At 52.8% G+C, this 17,957-nt stretch carries 18 protein-coding genes and 1 pseudogene; 7 read left to right on the top strand and 12 right to left on the bottom strand.

Annotation, left to right across the window (positions count from 1 at the left end; genetic code table 11):
• Positions 1-242 precede the first annotated feature (242 nt).
• Entirely contained in the window at positions 243-827 is a 585-nt protein-coding gene (locus LKX83_RS13805; RefSeq protein ID WP_227882857.1) for a TetR/AcrR family transcriptional regulator, read from the bottom strand.
• Positions 828-939: 112 nt separating this feature from the next.
• On the opposite strand from LKX83_RS13805, the gene LKX83_RS13800 reads away from it, so the two are divergent.
• Positions 940-1,665, top strand: coding sequence for an SDR family oxidoreductase (locus LKX83_RS13800; protein WP_227882856.1), 726 nt, complete (start codon positions 940-942; stop codon positions 1,663-1,665).
• A gap of 369 nt (positions 1,666-2,034) precedes the next feature.
• On the opposite strand, the pseudogene LKX83_RS13795 reads toward LKX83_RS13800, so the two are convergent.
• Together LKX83_RS13795 and LKX83_RS13790 are read right to left on the bottom strand one after the other, a co-directional pair.
• A pseudogene (locus LKX83_RS13795) lies at positions 2,035-2,211 on the bottom strand (MerR family transcriptional regulator); the annotation flags it as partial.
• Positions 2,201-2,524, bottom strand: coding sequence for a GNAT family N-acetyltransferase (locus tag LKX83_RS13790; RefSeq protein WP_227882855.1), 324 nt, complete (start codon positions 2,522-2,524; stop codon positions 2,201-2,203). The gene LKX83_RS13790 and the pseudogene LKX83_RS13795, both read right to left, overlap by 11 nt.
• 633 nt (positions 2,525-3,157) lie before the next feature.
• Between LKX83_RS13790 and LKX83_RS13785 the strand changes: the two genes are divergently transcribed.
• Positions 3,158-3,766: a TetR/AcrR family transcriptional regulator gene (locus LKX83_RS13785; protein ID WP_227882854.1), complete on the top strand. Its 609-nt coding sequence runs from the start codon at positions 3,158-3,160 to the stop codon at positions 3,764-3,766.
• A 392-nt stretch (positions 3,767-4,158) separates the two neighbouring features.
• Here LKX83_RS13785 and LKX83_RS13780 read toward each other — a convergent pair whose 3' ends face one another.
• The gene (locus tag LKX83_RS13780) at positions 4,159-4,605 is read right to left on the bottom strand and encodes a YybH family protein (protein WP_227882853.1); all 447 of its coding nucleotides are present in this window, start codon (positions 4,603-4,605) and stop codon (positions 4,159-4,161) included.
• Between the two features lie 90 nt (positions 4,606-4,695).
• Entirely contained in the window at positions 4,696-5,388 is a 693-nt protein-coding gene (locus tag LKX83_RS13775) for a nitroreductase family protein (protein WP_227882852.1), read from the bottom strand.
• Between the two features lie 109 nt (positions 5,389-5,497).
• Between LKX83_RS13775 and LKX83_RS13770 the strand changes: the two genes are divergently transcribed.
• The gene (locus LKX83_RS13770; protein WP_227882973.1) at positions 5,498-6,262 is read left to right on the top strand and encodes an ArsR/SmtB family transcription factor; all 765 of its coding nucleotides are present in this window, start codon (positions 5,498-5,500) and stop codon (positions 6,260-6,262) included.
• Between the two features lie 226 nt (positions 6,263-6,488).
• A complete protein-coding gene (locus LKX83_RS13765; RefSeq protein WP_227882851.1) occupies positions 6,489-8,564 on the top strand; it encodes a multicopper oxidase family protein in 2,076 nt (691 codons plus the stop codon).
• Between the two features lie 49 nt (positions 8,565-8,613).
• Here LKX83_RS13765 and LKX83_RS13760 read toward each other — a convergent pair whose 3' ends face one another.
• The gene (locus LKX83_RS13760) at positions 8,614-9,510 is read right to left on the bottom strand and encodes a LysR substrate-binding domain-containing protein (protein ID WP_227882850.1); all 897 of its coding nucleotides are present in this window, start codon (positions 9,508-9,510) and stop codon (positions 8,614-8,616) included.
• Positions 9,511-9,875: 365 nt separating this feature from the next.
• Between LKX83_RS13760 and LKX83_RS13755 the strand changes: the two genes are divergently transcribed.
• The gene (locus tag LKX83_RS13755) at positions 9,876-10,910 is read left to right on the top strand and encodes a hypothetical protein (protein WP_227882849.1); all 1,035 of its coding nucleotides are present in this window, start codon (positions 9,876-9,878) and stop codon (positions 10,908-10,910) included.
• A 52-nt stretch (positions 10,911-10,962) separates the two neighbouring features.
• Here the strand turns inward: LKX83_RS13755 and rlmH are convergent, their stop codons facing one another.
• Positions 10,963-11,442 carry a 23S rRNA (pseudouridine(1915)-N(3))-methyltransferase RlmH gene (rlmH, locus tag LKX83_RS13750; RefSeq protein WP_227882848.1) on the bottom strand — a complete coding sequence of 160 codons (480 nt, stop codon included), beginning with the start codon at positions 11,440-11,442 and terminating at the stop codon, positions 10,963-10,965.
• A 232-nt stretch (positions 11,443-11,674) separates the two neighbouring features.
• Here rlmH and thrC point away from each other — a divergent pair, with 232 nt between their 5' ends.
• Both thrC and LKX83_RS13740 read left to right on the top strand, forming a co-directional pair.
• The gene (gene thrC, locus LKX83_RS13745) at positions 11,675-13,063 is read left to right on the top strand and encodes a threonine synthase (protein WP_227882847.1); all 1,389 of its coding nucleotides are present in this window, start codon (positions 11,675-11,677) and stop codon (positions 13,061-13,063) included.
• A gap of 193 nt (positions 13,064-13,256) precedes the next feature.
• The gene (locus tag LKX83_RS13740) at positions 13,257-14,078 is read left to right on the top strand and encodes a hypothetical protein (RefSeq protein WP_227882846.1); all 822 of its coding nucleotides are present in this window, start codon (positions 13,257-13,259) and stop codon (positions 14,076-14,078) included.
• Positions 14,079-14,231: 153 nt separating this feature from the next.
• Here LKX83_RS13740 and LKX83_RS13735 read toward each other — a convergent pair whose 3' ends face one another.
• From LKX83_RS13735 to LKX83_RS13715, 5 genes are all read right to left on the bottom strand, one after another.
• Entirely contained in the window at positions 14,232-15,026 is a 795-nt protein-coding gene (locus LKX83_RS13735) for an alpha/beta fold hydrolase (protein WP_227882845.1), read from the bottom strand.
• A gap of 185 nt (positions 15,027-15,211) precedes the next feature.
• Complete coding sequence (locus LKX83_RS13730) at positions 15,212-16,402, bottom strand: stalk domain-containing protein (protein ID WP_227882844.1); 1,191 nt, start codon at positions 16,400-16,402, stop codon at positions 15,212-15,214.
• A gap of 116 nt (positions 16,403-16,518) precedes the next feature.
• On the bottom strand, positions 16,519-16,989 hold the full coding sequence (locus LKX83_RS13725) for a hypothetical protein (protein WP_227882843.1): 471 nt from the start codon (positions 16,987-16,989) through the stop codon (positions 16,519-16,521).
• A 139-nt stretch (positions 16,990-17,128) separates the two neighbouring features.
• A complete protein-coding gene (locus LKX83_RS13720) occupies positions 17,129-17,341 on the bottom strand; it encodes a YwbE family protein (RefSeq protein WP_227882842.1) in 213 nt (70 codons plus the stop codon).
• Positions 17,342-17,773: 432 nt separating this feature from the next.
• On the bottom strand, positions 17,774-17,957 hold a 184-nt coding region (locus LKX83_RS13715; protein ID WP_227882841.1), incomplete at its 5' end, for a hypothetical protein.

Below are 17,957 nucleotides of genomic sequence, written 5' to 3'. Positions count from 1 at the left end.
TTTGAAGTACGATGCGCCGGTTAATGCCGAAATTTTCACCGTTACTTGTGGTATGGCTCACCGTATCATCTATACAGCAAAATCGAAGGCACCGATAGGTGCCTTTTGAAGTTAGACGGAGGTTGGAAGCGACGATACATGTGCCGTTCATCCTGCTCCAACAGCATCAGTCGAAGCGGACGAGCCGTCCACTCGCTGCGTGTCATGTCGGTAGCAGCCCCCGCAGGCGATAAGCATATCCATCAGCCTCGCATAATAATATGAGCCGTAATGGCCTGCACGAACGGCTCGTCGAGTGACGCATGGCCGTTCAGCAGCCGGTACCAGATCGGCCCGTAACAGAGGTCAGCGAGCAGCTCCAGATCGGCGCCCTCCTGCAGCTCGCCTCTTGCGGCGCCGCGCTGCAGAAGAGCGATGAGCGTTGCCCTACGAGAGGAGATGAATGACTCGCGGAATATCTGTGCGAAGCCGTCGTCGAACTGGGCTTCCGCCATCAAGCTGCGCATAATCCCACCGGCGCCCTGTGTCAGCGAGCGGCAAGTATCGCCGATATAGAGAAGTAAGTCCGATTCAAGCGAGCCTGTATCCGGAACCCCAATGTCATGATGGGCTTGCTGCGTCATCATATCCATGACGATGGAGGCGATGTTTGGCCACCATCGGTACAACGTGGGCTTGCCTACGCCCGCCGCCTTGGCGATGCCTTCCATTGTAAGCTCCTTGTAGGCCGACGTCTGCAGCAGCTGGCGTACTGCCGTTAACACCGCCTCCATCGCTTGCTGACTTCTTGGGCGGCCGAGTGCCGGTTTGACTTGATGTCTATCCATAAATAACACCTCCAAGAAAATATTTCAAAACGCCCATTTACATTACGTTACGTTTCGTATTATAATCCAAACAAGCAAACAAATCAATCGGTACATATAGGAGGAAATGAACATGGGCAAAGGGATTCATGGGCAACGCATTATTATTATGGGCGGCACATCCGGTATGGGGCTCGCATCAGCACAGATGCTTTCAGTAGGAGGAGCCGAGGTCGTCATTACAGGGCGGGACAGCGCCAAGCTTGAAGAAGCACTTCGGCAGCTCGGAGCCAACGCTTCGGGCGAGTGTCTCGATGCGAGCTCCCCGGAAGCGGTCAAAACATTCTACGAACGCCAAGGCGCATTCGATCATCTCATTATATCCGTGTCCGGCGCCAAGGGAGCTGGGAATTTCCGTGAGCTCGCACTGGATGATCTGCGCGGCGGCTTCGAGGCCAAGTTCTGGCCGCAGCTCACGGCAGCCCAGCTGAGCTTGAACACGATCAGCGCGAACGGCTCCATCACGTTCATTACGGCCATCTCCGCCCGTAGCGTTTCGCCGGGGACTTCCGGCCTAGCCGCCATCAACGCAGCGCTGGAAGCGATGGTGCCCAATCTTGCGCTCGAGCTTGCGCCGCTGCGTGTCAATGCCGTTTCACCAGGTGTCGTCAACACAGCCTGGTGGAATTGGCTGCCGGCTGAGCAGCGCGAGGCAGCGTTTAGCGGCTATGCCGAAAATACGCCGGTCGGTCGGGTAGGCGCACCCGATGATATTGCCAAGGCCATCGCCTATCTGGTCGACAATACCTTTGTAACCGGAACGGTTCTCGAAGTGGACGGCGGCTTGCGGCTGAAATAAATCGATCTGTCCGAATGCAGCCAAACCGAATCTTCCGCATATGCCGGCGTGCTTGCGCTGCGTTGCAATGCATCACAAAGCAGGCAGTCCCATCAAGGACTGCCCGCTTTGCGTGGTTTATAAGTTCCTCGTTCCACGCGTTCATGCACTAGGGCCTGCCGAGCGAGCCGCCGAAGGAATCGAAACTCATGCAGCAACTGCATCTCGCTTTTTAGCAAAATCCAAAACTCCCGTAATGTACCCCGGCTCTAAATTTCGCCGTCACTTATGGTACGGTTCAGCTTAACGGAGCTTTCGGCGAAAAATCGCCCTAAGTGTGCCGCAGTTGGCGGCCTTATTATCGATGCTTCATCTACTGTATCCGTTCTCTCACGCCTTCCGAACAGAGGGCGAGTAAAATACGTCACCATGCATATGCTGAATTTTGTCCCAGTTGCCGGGATTGGTTGTGTCTGGAGAGCGGTGCTCCAGAATGGCTTGATATAGGTCGGTTTTTTGTTCCAAATGGGCAATGTGCTGTTTGGCTTCTTCGAGCTTAACGAGCGCCGGCTTTATTCAATACCTTCTTCGCAAATCCATGCTTTCTATAATCCTTGTCGGTAACGACATTCTCAATTAGTGCATATGGCCTAGCACTTCTAGTTAAGTTTTTGATTATCGTAATTACACACGATGACACTAGTTTTCCTTCAATCTCTGCAACTACGATCTTCATATAACGATCGTTCAATATTTCATTCCAAAGTACTGCTTTTTCATTCATATCAATTTCAGGATCATCATTATGTAAATGTTTATATAATCGTAGTAGGTCATCTAATTCATGTTGTTGTATGGTACGAACAATATTTTCAGGCATCATTGAAAACTCCCTCAATATTAATAAAAGGCGGTTTTCATGTAGCATCATATTCACGAATTTCATGAAATTCCCGATATAGCCTATTTCGAAGCCTATTAGCCATATTTTTATTTTAATTACCTTTCATCACAACGGTCAGGAGAAGGGTGAATGTATGGCGAACAGAATTTTCACCGAATTTTTCGCTGTTACTTATGGTACGGTTCTCCGCGCTATTTGTAACGGCAAGTTTTAAGGCCATCCTTTCGATGTCCCGTTCTGTCATGAAACCTAATCTTTGCCGGTCAACAATCGTCTTCCGAGCTGCAGTCGTGCTTCAAGCTCGATCCTGTTTTTGCAATCTTCGCACCAATGCATTCCTTTGAAATTTCGTTTCACTCGTTCATAAGCTTGAGTTCCCTCGAAGACATCAAAAGCTCTTTTGCAACTATAACAGGTGGAACGATAACGAAATCCATTGAATTGGTCCTGCATTGTAATCCCTCCCGTCAATCACGATAAAATTCAGATAAAGTTCAGTACTATTGACGTGATCATCTCGAAGCGCTATAACTGAAATAAAATCTAAATAACACACTGTGTTAATTATTTTAATGCAGTGTGCTAAATAAAACAAGGGAGCGTTTACCGTTGCCGAAAGTCGTGGACCACGAACAAAAAAGAAAGCTGATCGCCGAATCGGCATGGAATATTATTGAAGGAAAAGGGATCGAACATGCGTCAATCCGTGCCGTCGCAGCTGCGGCAGGGTTGTCGCCCGGCGCCTTGCGGCATTATTTTTCAACGCAGGACGAGCTGTTGCTATTTATCGTGGATTATTATTTGACAAGAGGGGCTGACAGAGCAGCAGAGGGGCTGGAGATAAGCCATATTCCGATGAAGGCTGCGAAGGAAATTCTGTTAGAGCTGCTCCCTATGGATGCGGAAAAACGAACTGCCGTCGGCGTCTGGTGGATCTTCGCCATCCGATCCCTCACGAGTTTGGCGTTACAGGCTAAAAAAGACGATCTCACGGACGGACTCCACTACCTGACTAAAGCCGTCCTCGAAATTCTAGCTAAGGCGAAGCTTCTCCCCTCTTCGGTGGACATTCGACTCGAAACATTTAGATTGGCCGCGATTGTCGAAGGTTTGACGATCCTCGCATTGCTTCGCCCGGAGCTCTACACACCGGAAACCGTTGAGCAGATCGTCACCCAGCATATCCGGGAGTTGTGCTCGCGGGCTACGGATGGATGAACATGTAGACGAGTCCCAAAAAAACTTGCCGTTACTTATGATACGGTTCTCCGCGCTACCTGTAACGGCAAGTTTTTAGGGCCATCCTGTTGAGGATGGCCCTTTCTTCCAACAATTTGAATTAATGTGTCTCGATAGCGGAACAAGTCGGCATTATGGTCGCGTTATTATACTCGAACCATCTCCATAAACGTCCGAAGCGGTTGAGAGATCCACTTTTGGGGCCGTAGGCCGAGCAATAAATTCAACCGGATCGCCGGATGGCGAATAGGGGCCTTGTTCAGGCGGCCTGTTTTCCAGTAGCAGACAGACATCGAGCTCCCCTTCCTTAACGCGGTCGATCATCGTCTGCTCGCGACCGCCCCGATGCGGGGCGTCGAGAACATCGACTCCTACTCATGTGAGTCGATCTGCGCCGAGCCCGAAAGTGGTGTGGTGTCGAGGTATCTGATCTCGTAGACGCGCTCGGCAAACTTCCAGCCGTTCTCTGTACGCTGGTAGCGGTCATGATACACGGCGTAGTTCAGCCCGCTCCTGCCGTCGCGCAGGCGCGCGAGCTCTGAGATGTAGGCGCGGCCGACAGCGATATCGCCCTTGAGCTGGATCATGCCCGGGTGCGTGTTTTGCACGAAATAGTCCCACTGACCCTGAAGCCGTTTGCTCCCGGCGCGAATCTGCTCCCGGCCGACGAATTCGACGACTGGGGGAATCCGCCACACGCCGTCCTCCGTGAACAGCGACGCAAGGCGGTCGGGGTCGCGCATCATCACCGTGTCGGTGAACTCGCCGCGCAGCGCCTCGATCTCGAAGCGATCAACAATGCTTTGAAAGTCGCTCATTGGTTATTCCTCCTCTGTAAGTACGTTTCACTGCTTTCTCCAATTCTTTGCATAATTCCGTAAACGGTCTGCAGATGGGCAGCCAGTCTGTCAGATTGCGTTAAAAGAAGATACCTCTTCCGCTGGGAAGCGGAACTTGCGCTGCTTCGTCTCCACTGGGGACGGGCCGACGGCGATAATTAATATGGGCTTCAAGTGATCCGGGATGCCGAACGTCTCGGAAACGGCAGCCGGATCAAATCCGCCAATGGGATTTACCCCGTAGCCGTGTTCAAATGCAGCGAGTTGAAAGCCGTATGCCGCAAAAGAAGCGGCAATGATCGCTTCCTCTTTGTATTTGTCAGGCATATTTACAGGATATGAGCGAATGGAATGGATCACTTTTTCCTTGTACGCTCCTGGAGTATACTGTTTCGTTACTAGATCATCCGCTATTTGCTCGGCACGCTCATATGCTTGCAGGTTTGCTAACATAATTACAGAGGCAGCGGCATCTGCAATTTTCTGCTGGCCGAAGGCGGCGGTACGCAGTGCTTCCTTCTTTTCCTTATCGTCGACGATCAGAAAGTGCCAAGGCTGTTGGTTAAAGCCTGATGGCGCTTTGATGGCCAGTTCGACAAAAGCAAGCAAATCTTCTCGGGCAATCCGGCCTTCGGGATCGAAAGCACTAGCGGATATGCGATTCTGTAATATTGAAGACGTTCCCACAGAGATCAGCTCCTGTTCATTATCAACGCGATTTGCATGCCGCCGGCAGACAAACAAATCCGTTTGTGCTATCATGTGACTATAAGGTCACTTATGATGTTTTTATCATATGTTACCGCAAGGTAACGTGTCAAGCGGTTTAAATCATTTTTTTGACCGTCAAGAAGAGAAGGAAGTGTTGCAATTGGAAAAAGACATATTCAAGGCGCTTGCGGATCCCAGCCGCCGTACGCTGTTGGATCTGCTTCATGCCTCGAACGGGCAGACGCTGAATGAGCTTTGCGCGCCGCTCGACATGTCTCGATTCGGTGTAATGAAGCATCTAAACCTATTGGAGGAAGCCGGGCTTATTACGACTAGGAAAGCAGGCCGTGAAAAGCTTCATTATTTGAATGCGGTACCTATACGCCAAATTTATGAACGGTGGGTAAGCAAATACACCGAACCTTGGGCGATCGGATTAACATCCCTTCAAAACGAACTGGAGCGTGAAACGAATATGGAGAATACACCCTGCCATGTAAATCGGATAGCGATTAAAGCAACCCCCGAAAAAGTTTGGCAAGCCATTACGGATCCAGCCATGACGTCGAAATTTTGGCACAATTGCGCCATCCGGTCCGATTGGCAAATCGAATCTCCATTCGAACTATGGAATGGGGAAGAGAAGAGAGCGGAAGGGATCATTCTCGACATGGATCCTCCGAGTAAACTCGTGATGAGTTGGCGATTTGTTTCGTTTCCGGGTACGGAAACCGACACCCCGATACGCATCACGTGGGAAATCGGTCCACATGCCGAGCTTAAGGGCGTAACCCTCGTAACCGTTGTGCACGATGAATTAGAACATGCCGCTCATACCGCAAAAATTATTGAAAACGGATTTCCGATTGTGCTTTCGGGCTTGAAGACGTTGCTCGAAACCGGAGAGGCGCTCGCTGGCGGATAAAACCCAAATATCAGTGAAGCTGACACTCCCGCATAGGAAATGGTAAATCCGGCAAGATGATGAGCCCCGGCAATGCGCGACGCGATGCCGAGGCTCTTTTTTTCATTCATTTTAATCCATGATTTTATGAGTTTAAATGCGTTGGAATAAATGAGACTTATTGAATATGATTGTTTTGAAATCAGCACACTTTTTCGACTTCTATACAGAGAAAGGAGTTTGTATGATGTTCAAACTGCTATACCTGATTGATTTTATTGTTTTCGCAATCTTGATTGTGTTATGGGTGATCGTAGCCAATCGTTTGAGCCGCCTTCCCTTCCTCTCTACAAAAAAGGAGTTGAAGATAAGCCTGAAACGCTCTGCCATTTTATGCGGTTTGGCTCAGGCGATGGTCGTTGCAGAGCTCGTCATCTTAGTCGTAACAGGTACTTACGGGTGGGGATTTATTGAAGAAAAGGTGTTGCTGACCATGCCGCTGTTCCTTCCTTCGGCAGTCTCAACGCTTGTACCCCTTGCGATCTTGCGGAAGATCGTCCGTCAAACATCAGACGAATTACAAACGTCAGTAGATGAAACGGAGCGAAAGTTGCTGGCCTCGCCCCCATTCATCCTTCCGGTCCAAGCCGCTCTGATCAGTTCGGTCGCAGGTTGTTATTTTTCCTATTTCGTTTATCCGTTTGAATTAAACATATGGAATGCTGTGCTCATCTGGATGGTATTCGCCTTGATTCTAGTCGCTTTATGGTTTCGACAACAACGTTATAGCGCCGAGCTGTCACAAACCCATTATAAGTTGCCGGCATCTACGAGATTTGTACGGAGGATTCTTCCCATTGTCATTCCGGCAATCCTGATAGGCGGATGGTATATCTTGTCCATGAAAGCATCCGTTCTTCCCGACCATATGAATATGGGAAGCATGCATCATCATGAGATGAATATGCAGACCATGAATCATTCTATGAACGATAAAGAAATAAGCGTAACCGCATTGACAGGGCCTCAAACCGAGAAAGCAGACCGTTATTTTGAATTGGTTGCCGAGAAAAAACAAGTCACATTAAGTTCGGGCAAGACCATGGAGGCCTGGACCTTTAACGGGAGCGCTCCGGGTCCGGAACTACGAGTGAAACAAGGGGAAATTGTTGAAGTGGTGTTGAAAAACAAAGATATTGAAGACGGGGTTACGATTCATTGGCATGGTTACAATGTGCCTAATGCAGAAGATGGGGTTGCCGGGGTTACACAAGATTCCGTTCCGCCTGAGGGAACCCATGTGTATCGATTTCAAGCCAAACAAGCGGGGACGTATTGGTACCATTCCCATCAACAATCGGCCAAGCAAGTCATAAAAGGTTTGTTTGGATCCCTTGTTGTAGAGCCACAAGAGATGGCACAACCCCAAACAAAAGATATCACGGTTTTAAGTCACGCTTGGCAATTGCCGAACGACGACTCCTTTACTCCCGCATATGGATTACAAGATACACTCGATCGCCAAACGATTCCATCGGGTACACCTGTCAGATTGCGATTGATTAATGCCCAGAACTACCCGCAAACTTTCCAATTATCGGGGGCCCCATTTAAAGTGATCGCGATCGACGGGAATGATATTCAGTCGCCCGCCCCGGTAGACAATCAAAATCTATTTATCGCTGGCGGCGGTCGATACGATATTTTATTTACAATGCCAAAAACACCAGTCAGATTGAGCAGCCAAAGTGATGCAGGCGCAACTCCGGGGATTGTCTTTAGCGAGACGGAAACCAATGCAATCCCGGCGATAAATGATAAAAATCCGGTATTCGATCCGAGTCGATATGGAGAAAAACAACAGACTCCTTTCGGCCTCAATAGTAAATTTGACCGCACCTTCAAAATCGTCTTGGATAGTCGATTAGGGTTTTATGATGGTAAACTATATGCTTTATACACCATTAACAGGCACGTTTTTCCCGATACGCCCATGTTAACGGTTAAAGAAGGCGATCTTGTAAAAACAACCTTTATTAATCGTGGCTGGGATCATCATCCGATGCATCTTCATGGGCATACGATGCTCGTTCTCAGTCGGAACGGGAAACCGACTACAGGAAGTCCTTGGTGGACGGATTCGCTAGATGTAGCGCCCGGCGAGGTTTATGAAGTTGCTTTTAAAGCAGATAATCCCGGGATCTGGATGGATCATTGTCATAATTTATGGCATGCAGAATTGGGAATGACGATGCACTTGTCCTATGAAGGAATCACCACGCCTTTTCAAACGGGAAAGAAAACGGCCAACCAGCCGGAATAAGCGATATGATCAAACTTTTGGACTGTTCCGAATGGGACAGTCCATTGTTTTAACGAGCGTCGTTGCGAGACATCCCCTGGAAGTGCTCAATAATGACTTGATGAAATTCCTTCGCAACACTTGTTAAATAGCGACTCTGATGTCTCGATAGTCCAATTTCCCGTTTGCACACGGGCTCCTCTATTCGCAAGATCGCAATATTCTCCTTAGGCCCAAAATGTAATGCGGACTCTGGTACAAAGGAAATGCCTAGTCCTGCTTGAACAAGAAGACCTAATGTTGCCGGTTCATCGCCTTCGTACGCGTTTTGGGGTACGAAGCCAGCCTTTTCACAATAAAAATCCATCAAGTCACGAATGCCATAACCTTTTTTTAAACTGACAAACCGTTCTTCTTTAAGTTCGGATAAACGAACTCGGTCTCTGTTCGCAAATCGATGGGTTGTCGGGAGAATCGCATAAATCTGCTCTTGGAAAACGATATCGCAAACGAATTCGCTTCCTTGAACGGGTGGGGAAGACAAACAAAAATCGATCTCCCCCTTCTTGGCTCGAGTTTCCATTTCATGGGTCCTCAACTGTTGTACGTGAAACTGGACATGGGGTCGAATTTTCCGAAATCGATGAAGGATATCTGGCAACATGTAGGCTGTGTTAACAGCCAGCGCCAATGTACCATAATCAGCACTGGTCAAATCAACGATTTCACGTTTCCCTTCCTCCAATTCAAACAAAGCCCTCTCTACACGCGTCAGAAAAGAACGACCGAACTCATTCAGCCGCAACTTACGACCGCTTCTGTCAAATAACGAGACACCTAAGTCCTCTTCCAACAATCGAATCGTCTTACTGAGCGATGATTGCGTGACATGCAATACACCCGCAGCTTCGGTCATATGTTCCAAACGAGCTACGGTACGGAAGTAATCAAGCTGAAGAAGTTCCAATGCGTTGTGCACCTCACATTCCTTTTGGTCAATCAGGGTATATATTCCTTTATATCACACACTCACTATCATCCCCCCGCCATACTCATAAGAATATATTCCGCCCTATTTGTGATACGGTTCTCCGTGCTGTCTGTAACGGCAAGTTTTTAGTACAGTTTACTATTAAACTGGCACATGTTATATTTTGGAAATGAGGGTATATGAAAGGGGGAAACTAAATGCAAGACGAAATGGAATTGGAACAAAGTGAGCAAGAACATATTGATGACTCCCAAGGTAAAAGTAAAAAATAACAACGTCAAATACCTCAATCAGAACTCCCCAGAGTAACTCTTGAACAAACAGTAACTGATGCAAGTAAAATGTACGAAAATGTCGCTGGTGGTTCCGCGTCATTTGAAGAACTGGCAAAATTATTAGGTACAAGCAAAAACAATATAAGAACTAAGTATACGATTTGGGGTTCAGAAGCTTATGGGTTAGTAACTAAAAATGAAAAAAATCAGTATATGCTTTCGGAAACTGGAAGAAAGATAATTGCGCCAACCTTTGATGGCGAGGACTCAGAAGCTAAAGTAAAGGCAATTCTAACTCCTACGATACTCAGTAAGTTTTATACTGAATATAATAAACATCCTGTACCACAAGATACTTTCTTTCTGAACGTATTAGAAACTAGAATGAATATCCCAAGGGACAGAGTAGGAGAAGCAAAAGAAATAATACTTCAAAATGCCAAATATGCTGGGATTCTTCGAAGAGATTCTAACTCTGATAGGGAAATCATAAATCTTGAAATATTATCAAAAGAGCTACCAAACCATAAACATAATGAAGAGACTTCTATTACTGAAGAAAGTCCGGTAGGTGAAAATATTAGTGAACCTACTTCAAACGAAAAGATTTGTTTTGTAATATGTCCTATTGGTGAAGATAGCTCCATTGAAAGAAAACATTCAGATCTACTTTTAAAACATCTAATAGAGCCTGTTCTTGATACCTTTGGTTTCAAAGTAATAAGAGCAGATAAAATAGAAAAGTCAGGTCTTATAACTCAGCAAATATTCGAAAACTTAGTAAAAGCTCATTTATGTATCGCCGACCTCTCCTTTAATAACCCTAACGTCTTTTACGAACTTGGTGTAAGGCATATGAGTCAACTGCCTACCATACAAGTTATTAGAAAGGGAGATAAAATACCTTTTGACGTATCACATGGTCGAACCATAATTATCGATACTTCCGATGTCTATACATTAATCGACAGAATCGATTCCGCAAAAAAAGAATTAACCGAATACATTAAAGCAATCTCCGGAAAAATAAATTTTGAAATAAGTGACGATAATCCAATACGTGTGTATATTCCTGGAGTAAAAGTATCGATTCCTAAATGATTTACAAAGACAAGGGTCCTGTCTCCTTGTCTTTTTGTTTAAAAACTTGCCGTCACTTATGGTAAGGCTCCCCCCGATTAATCCGCATCGACCGGTAAATCTGCTCTACCAGCACGAGTCGCATCAGCTGGTGCGGATACGTGAGCCGGCCGAAGCTTAGCTTCTTGTCAGCGCGCTTCAGCACGGCATCGGAGAGGCCGAGGGAGCCGCCGATAACGAAGACGACGTGGCTCGTGCCGTAGGTGCCGAGTTTGTCGATATGGGCGGCGAGCTCCTCCGAGGACCAGAGCTCGCCACCGATCGCGAGGGCGACGACGTGGGCGTCGTCTTTAACATGCGACAAGATGCGCTCGCCTTCGCGGCCGACGACCTGACGCTCTTCGGCGGCGCTCAGCACCTCGGGCGCCTTCTCGTCGGGCACCTCGGTGAGCGTGATGCGGGCGTAGGGACCCAGCCGTTTGACGTATTCGGCGATGCCTTGGACGAGATACTTTTCCTTGAGCTTGCCGACGCTGATGATTTGAATATGCATAAAAGGCGAATTCCCCCTGAATGATCTCTTCCTATATATTCCCCAAGTCTAAATGGAATTGACGTTCTGTCGTAAGTAGCCGTAGCGGCGCTCTACCGAGATCGTAACACAAAGATTGTCGAATGGGGGAGAACTCGTCCGACTCTTCGGAAAAATCGCCCGAAACCGGTGGGAATCGCGACGCATTTTTGATACAATAACTGAAAATTCACTCGCATGTAAGGGGATCACTATGGAATACATCAGCACTCGGGGCCAGGTCGCCCCTATCGGCTTCATCGATGCGATCCTGATGGGGCTCGCGGACGACGGCGGCCTGCTCGTCCCGAAGACTATCCCGCAGGTGTCGGCGGATACGCTCCGGGCTTGGCAGGGGCTGAGCTACCAGGAGCTCGCGCTGGAGATCTTCTCCCTCTACGTGAACGACGAGATTCCGCGCGCCGACCTGAAGAAGCTCGTAGACGACAGCTACGCCACGTTCCGCCACGAGGACGTCACCCCGGTGCGCCGGATCCGCGACGACCTGTACGTGCTCGAGCTGTTCCACGGTCCGACCTTCGCGTTTAAGGACGTCGCCCTGCAGTTTCTGGGCAATCTGTACCAATACGTCTCCCAAAAGACGAATTCCATCATCCACATCCTCGGCGCGACTTCGGGCGACACGGGCGCTTCGGCGATCGAGGGCGTGCGCGGCAAAGCGGGCATCCGCATCTGCATCCTGCATCCACATGGCAAGGTGAGCAAGGTGCAGGAGCTGCAAATGACGACCGTCGACGACGCCAACGTACTTAATCTCGCGGTGGAGGGTACATTCGACGATTGCCAGCGCATCATCAAGGAGCTGTTCGCGGACGTCGACTTCAAGCACCGCTACCACCTGCGCGCGATCAACTCCATCAACATCGCCCGCATTTTGGCGCAGACGGTGTACTACTTCTACGCTTACTTCCGGCTGGCCGACCAAGGGCAGGCCGGCAAGATCAGCTTCAGCGTCCCGACGGGCAACTTTGGCGACATCTTCGCAGGCTACCTGGCCCGGAAAATGGGACTGCCCATCCATCGGCTCATCCTGGCGACCAATGAAAACAATATTCTGGAGCGCTTCGTGAGCGATGGCATTTACCAGCCGGGCGAGTTCCGCGGCACGTACAGCCCGTCCATGGACATCCAGGTCGCGAGCAACTTCGAGCGCTACCTGTATTACCTGTACGGCGAGGATAGCACAGCCGTCACTGCTCTGATGGCGCAGTTCAAGGCGGAAGGCCGCCTCGAAATTCCGGCCGACAAGCTGGCGACGGTACAGTCCGAGTTCGCGGCGTACGGCGTGCAAAACGACGAGTGCCTCGACGCGATCGGCGATTACCATGCCCGCTACGACTACTTGCTCGATCCGCACACCGCCTGCGGCGTGGCGGCGATCGACAAGGTGGCCGGCAGCGGCGAAGCGACGGTCGCCCTGTCCACCGCGCACCCGGCCAAGTTCGACGAGGCGATCCGCCTGCGCAGCATCGCTCAGACGTATCCGCCGCAAATCAAGGCGCTGTTCGACAAGCCGCAGCATCAGCGGGTCGTCGGCGGCACGAACGATGCGATCAAGGATGAGCTGGTCCGCTTCTTTTAATCCGATGACCCTAGCGTCATCATCAAAACCCCGTACGGCCTCGGCCGATACGGGGTTTGTTGTCATTACGGGAGTCGTCCAAATTTTCAGGAAACGCTCAGGGGGCGCTAATCTGGGCCTCACGCCCAATTAAGGTAGCTTGGCTAATCTAAGATGGCAACACCATTTCACAAATCCGCAAGGAGGTATCCCCATGAAAGACACGAATCTCCAGTCGCGCAAGAAAACGTTCGTCTCGCTCACCCTCGCCGCAGTCGTCGCCTCCACGGCGCTTATCGCCGGCAGCGCTTACGCCGCCACGGATACGACAGCCACTACCGCCCCGACCGCTTCCGCGCAAAAGAGCGAAGCCCGTCCGGGACACGGCGGACAGTTCCGCGCCGAATGGGACGATCCGACGCTCGCCGCGCTGCTCGGCCTGACCGCCGATGAGCTCAAGACGAAGCGCAAGGAGGGGCAGTCCCTCGCCGACATCGCCAAAGCCCAAGGCGTCGACGTCCAAAAGGTCATCGACCTCGAGGCTTCCGCGCTGACGAAGCGCCTGGATCAGGCGCTGGCGGACGGCAAGCTCACGCAGGCCCAATACGACGCGGAGAAATCGAAGCTCGCGGACAGAGCGACTCAGATCGTGAACGACACGTTCAGCGGCAAGGACGGCAAACGCGGTGAACACCGCGGCTTCGGAGGCGAAACGCAGCTGAAGGCGGGCCAATCGCTGGCGGCCATCGCCGCGGACAAAGGCGTCGCGCTGCAGACCGTCACCGACAAGGTCAAGGCGCTCCTGACGGCGGAGCTCGCTCAGCAGGTGACGGACGGCAAGCTCACGCAAGCCCAAGCCGACGAGCGGAAGGCGAAGCTGGACGAGCGGAAGGCGAAGCTGGACGAGCTGGCCGCCAAGCTCGTGAACGAGACGCCGAAGGCGCACGGCGACCGCAAGCACGGGAAACGCGATGGCGACGATGGCGATTCGGCGAACGCCACGACGGACGCCGCTTCGAGCACGACGGCCGACTGAACGGCCGTGCGGCCGGTGAGGGCTCGCCTCTCCCCGCCGTCTAACGCCGCCTGACATCGCCACCCCACGCTCACTCGACAAAGGACGGACCTCGGGTCTTTGCAGACCGCAGGGACCGTCCTTTGTCTTGTCTGTGCCTGGCGTTACGCCGGATTACAGTTCGTCCAGGAACGTCCGGACCGCCGCGGCGAAGTCGTCCAACATATCCGTATGGATGCCGTGGCCGCAGTCGAACGCCGCCAGCCGGGTATTCGGCCGCCGCGCCGCCATCTCTTCAGCGTGCTCTCGGCCAATGGCGAAGCTTTTCTCCCCGTAGGCCAGCAGCATCGGGCAGCTCGAGCCGAGCCAGTCCGCCCACCACTCCCCTTGGCAGTTGCGGTTGGAGACGACGATCCCGCTCCGGTCGGACTGGAATCCCCAGCCCCGCTCGTCCTCGAACACGCCCTCCGCAAAGTAGTCGATCGCCCGCAACCCTTCCTGCCGCAGCGCGTCCCGCAGCTCCTTGAGCGAGGCGGACCGCTCGGGCAGCCGTTCCGCGAAGCTCATGTCCGTTCGGATGACCGCCCCGATGTCCTCGATGATCGCCGCGCGCACCCGTTCGGGATACCGCGCCGCGAACTGGTAAGCGTTCACCCCGCCGAGCGAATGCCCGAGGATCGTCACCGGCTTCCCGCCCAGCTGGTCCTCGATCAAATTCCGCAAGTCGGCCAGATAGCTCTCGCGTGAATAGTCCTTGCCCGGCGCATGGTCGCTCCAGCCGTGCCCGCGCTGGTCCAGCGCGATGACCCGCCAATCCGGAAACCGGACGGCCAATTCCGAGAACGTCCTCGCATTGCCCATGTGCCCGTGCAGCAACAGCAAAATCCGGTCGCTCTCTCCTCCGAAGTCCAGATACGACAGCTTCAGCTCGCCGGAGCGAAAGGACTTGCGTACAGCGGTTTGACTCATGAGATCTCCTCCTCGCGGCCGTCGCCTCGGCGCAGCCGGCTTCGATATTCATCTTTCCCGTCTCGCTCCCATCTTACCGCTCATTGGTGACAGCCTTTGTCATCGACACGCGAAAAAACCGACGCAGTCTTCGATTCCGCGTCGGCTTTTCGCTTTTCTATGGATTATGACGGCTTAGACCTGCTTTACTCGACCTCGACCACGAATTCCGCCCACTGCGTCGACAACAGCCCCATCTCCGTCGAAGGGATATATTTCGGGCTGTTGACCGCGATCAAATACGTGCCGGGCTTGCTCAGCGAGAGGGAGCCCGCAAACTTGTCGTCCTTGATCGTCAGCTCCTTTTGGCTATCCTTCACGTAGACGGTTGGCGCGAGGCCCGTGCCGCCGGGCGAATACCGCTGCGCGACGATCGTGACCTTGTCGAACGAGGCGTTAGGCTTGCGAATGCTGCCGGCGAGCGGAATATCGTCTCCCGCTTTCACCTTCGCATAGCCTGATGCTGGCTGCGAGAGCGACAGGTACGTCTGCCCTTCTTCGGTCAGCGTCACCGGCACGGTTTGCGGATTGGCGATACGCCGCTGCACCGTAAAGTTCGCCGTGCCCGCCGAAACCGCGTAGATCTGCATCGGGTTCGGACCCGGCCGCAGATTCGCGGTGAACTCGACCCGATTGTACAGCCTTCCGTCCTGGGAGATTCCTTTGGCCGCCACCTTGCCCGTGCCGCCGCCCCAAGAACCCGCACCGAACGGATACATGAACTGCGGCTCGTACATGTCCTGCTGGTACAGCATCGTAAACGTCGCCTGCGCGTCGTCCGTCGCCCAGCTCGGCTCGAGGATCTCGATGATTTTGTCGCTCCAGTTCCAGCTGACGATCCCGTCCTGCGTCGCGACCGACATCCCCAGCCAGTTCAGCGCGCTCACCGGCACGTAGGTGATCCCGTCTAGGATAAACGGCTTCGGGATCGTTTCGTCCGCGAGCGCCGTGCCTTCCGGCGTGTAGATTTTGTCCGAGCCGATCTTGAACGTCAGGTCGCTCCAAGACGGCATAACCTGCGGATTCATGACGATGCGCACCTCGCGCTGTGCCGGCTTCCACGTCACCGACGCCGCGGCCCCGGTCTGGCGCAGCGTGCGCAGCGGCACGAAGACGCGCCCGTCCTTCAGAATCGGCTTTTCCGCCTGCACGGCCTTGCCGTCCAGCACCGCGCTTTGGCCGTTCAGATCAAACTTCAGCTCGTGCTTGACGCGATACATCTTGGCGATGTCCTTGACCGGATCAGCCGCGGTCGTACCTGCGGCCGCGTACGCGTTCGAACTCAGGCCGACCAACGCCGCGGCGGACAAAACGATGCTTACCCATTTTTTCTTCAACGAATGAATCCCTCCCGAACGACTATTAACCCGTAAAGCCCTCTCAGAATCAGCCGCCGATCAGGGGCGCCGATGTCGCCGGCCGACCGGTCGCCCGGTCCCGACTGAGCCATCGTTTACGCGGCCTGCTGCGATGCCGGCTCGGCACGATCGATCAGCATCGAGATCACCCCGCCGGACAGCTCCCACACTTCGTTTCTCCCGGGGTTTTCGGGGTAGAGTTTCACCTGGCTTCCCCCCATCGTGCGCAGATCGCTCAGCATGTAGACGAGCGTCCGCCCGTCCCCTCTGCGCATCTCTACGCGGTATAGGGTGCCGGAAGGCTCCGGATCGCCAAAGTAGGAGCGCGGCGCCTCCGCGAGCTGCTTCATCAGGTACCCGATGCTCGTCGCATCGTCAAGCGAGACGTGCGCCCGTCCCGCCTCGTCCAGGACGACGACGGACGTCACGCCGGCCGGGATCGGGAATCCGTGTTTTTCGCGGTACACCTGCTCGTTTCCGTGCTCGTTCATCCACAAGCCGTAAAAGGCGATCCCCATCGCCGCAACGACCAAAATCGCGAACGCCGCCATCGCAGCCGGACGCATTCCTCCGCCCTCCCTTTGAACATTTCCCCATTAGACGAACGCCGCCCGCCAAGAGTTGCAAACGCTATCGAATCGCGCCAAGCCCCGGCGTTTCCGCCGGGGCTTCGATCATTACGCATAGTCAGTTTAACAAGGTCGATCAGTTGCCCGGATCCGCGAAAATTTCCTTGACCCGTCCGACCTGTCCGTCCTGCAGCCGCACCTTGATGCCGTGCGGATGCGTCGCCGAGTTCGTGAGCAAATCCTTCACGACGCCCCGCGTCCGCTTACCGGTGCGCTGATCCTGCTTGAGCACGATATCCACCGTCATCCCGGGCTTCACGTCTCCCCGGATGCTGCCGTTACCTGCCATCGCTGTTTCCACCCGCTCTCTAGCTGAGGTATTCGTCCGTCATGTGGCGGATCGTGGAGCTCGCCTCGACCGTGGGCCGGCCCCGCTCGTCGTCGGATTAACAGCATTCGTACATCTAAATCCGCACGATTCCCGCCATCCGACGATTTAGTTGCATTCGTACATCTATATCCGCGCGATTCCCAACATCCGACGATTTAGTTGCATTTGTACATCTATATCCGCACGAGTCCCGCCATCCGACGATTTAGTTGCATTTGTACATCTATATCCGCGCGATTTCCACCATTTCGGCCACTTAGTTGCATTTGTACATCTAATCACGGGGCAAGCGGCGCTTTTCCCAACTTTCCGCCAAAATAGATGTAGGTTTGCAACTAATTGCGTCTTTTCGGGTGAAACGGTTGGAAATAGATGTACTTTTGCAACTAATCACCCCAAGCAGACGGGAGCACCCGCCTCCGCCGACTTACTTGCCGCGCCGCTTGGAGCGGATCGGCGACGATTTCCCGCCTCGCGGGCCCGGACCGCCTGGGCCGCTCCGGCCGCCGGCCGTCGGCTTCCCGCCGACGCGGCCGCTCGGCGCAGCAGCGCCCGGACGCCCGCCGCGTCCCGC

This window comes from Cohnella baijiui (genome assembly GCF_020731285.1).
In the GTDB taxonomy this organism is placed as follows: Bacteria; Bacillota; Bacilli; order Paenibacillales; family Paenibacillaceae; genus Cohnella.
Note: the sequence above shows the minus strand (reverse complement) of the source record. Positions and strands in the feature narration are given on the sequence as shown.

Excerpts from the sequence above, each read along its gene's own strand:
- LKX83_RS13805 (WP_227882857.1), bottom strand. The coding sequence starts at position 827 with ATGGATAGACATCAAGTCAAACCGGCACTCGGCCGCCCAAGAAGTCAG.
- LKX83_RS13800 (WP_227882856.1), top strand. The coding sequence starts at position 940 with ATGGGCAAAGGGATTCATGGGCAACGCATTATTATTATGGGCGGCACA.
- LKX83_RS13790 (WP_227882855.1), bottom strand. The coding sequence starts at position 2,524 with ATGCCTGAAAATATTGTTCGTACCATACAACAACATGAATTAGATGAC.
- LKX83_RS13780 (WP_227882853.1), bottom strand. The coding sequence starts at position 4,605 with ATGAGCGACTTTCAAAGCATTGTTGATCGCTTCGAGATCGAGGCGCTG.
- LKX83_RS13775 (WP_227882852.1), bottom strand. The coding sequence starts at position 5,388 with ATGATAGCACAAACGGATTTGTTTGTCTGCCGGCGGCATGCAAATCGC.
- LKX83_RS13765 (WP_227882851.1), top strand. The coding sequence starts at position 6,489 with ATGTTCAAACTGCTATACCTGATTGATTTTATTGTTTTCGCAATCTTG.
- LKX83_RS13755 (WP_227882849.1), top strand. The coding sequence starts at position 9,876 with ATGTACGAAAATGTCGCTGGTGGTTCCGCGTCATTTGAAGAACTGGCA.
- rlmH (WP_227882848.1), bottom strand. The coding sequence starts at position 11,442 with ATGCATATTCAAATCATCAGCGTCGGCAAGCTCAAGGAAAAGTATCTC.
- thrC (WP_227882847.1), top strand. The coding sequence starts at position 11,675 with ATGGAATACATCAGCACTCGGGGCCAGGTCGCCCCTATCGGCTTCATC.
- LKX83_RS13740 (WP_227882846.1), top strand. The coding sequence starts at position 13,257 with ATGAAAGACACGAATCTCCAGTCGCGCAAGAAAACGTTCGTCTCGCTC.
- LKX83_RS13735 (WP_227882845.1), bottom strand. The coding sequence starts at position 15,026 with ATGAGTCAAACCGCTGTACGCAAGTCCTTTCGCTCCGGCGAGCTGAAG.
- LKX83_RS13725 (WP_227882843.1), bottom strand. The coding sequence starts at position 16,989 with ATGCGTCCGGCTGCGATGGCGGCGTTCGCGATTTTGGTCGTTGCGGCG.
- LKX83_RS13720 (WP_227882842.1), bottom strand. The coding sequence starts at position 17,341 with ATGGCAGGTAACGGCAGCATCCGGGGAGACGTGAAGCCCGGGATGACG.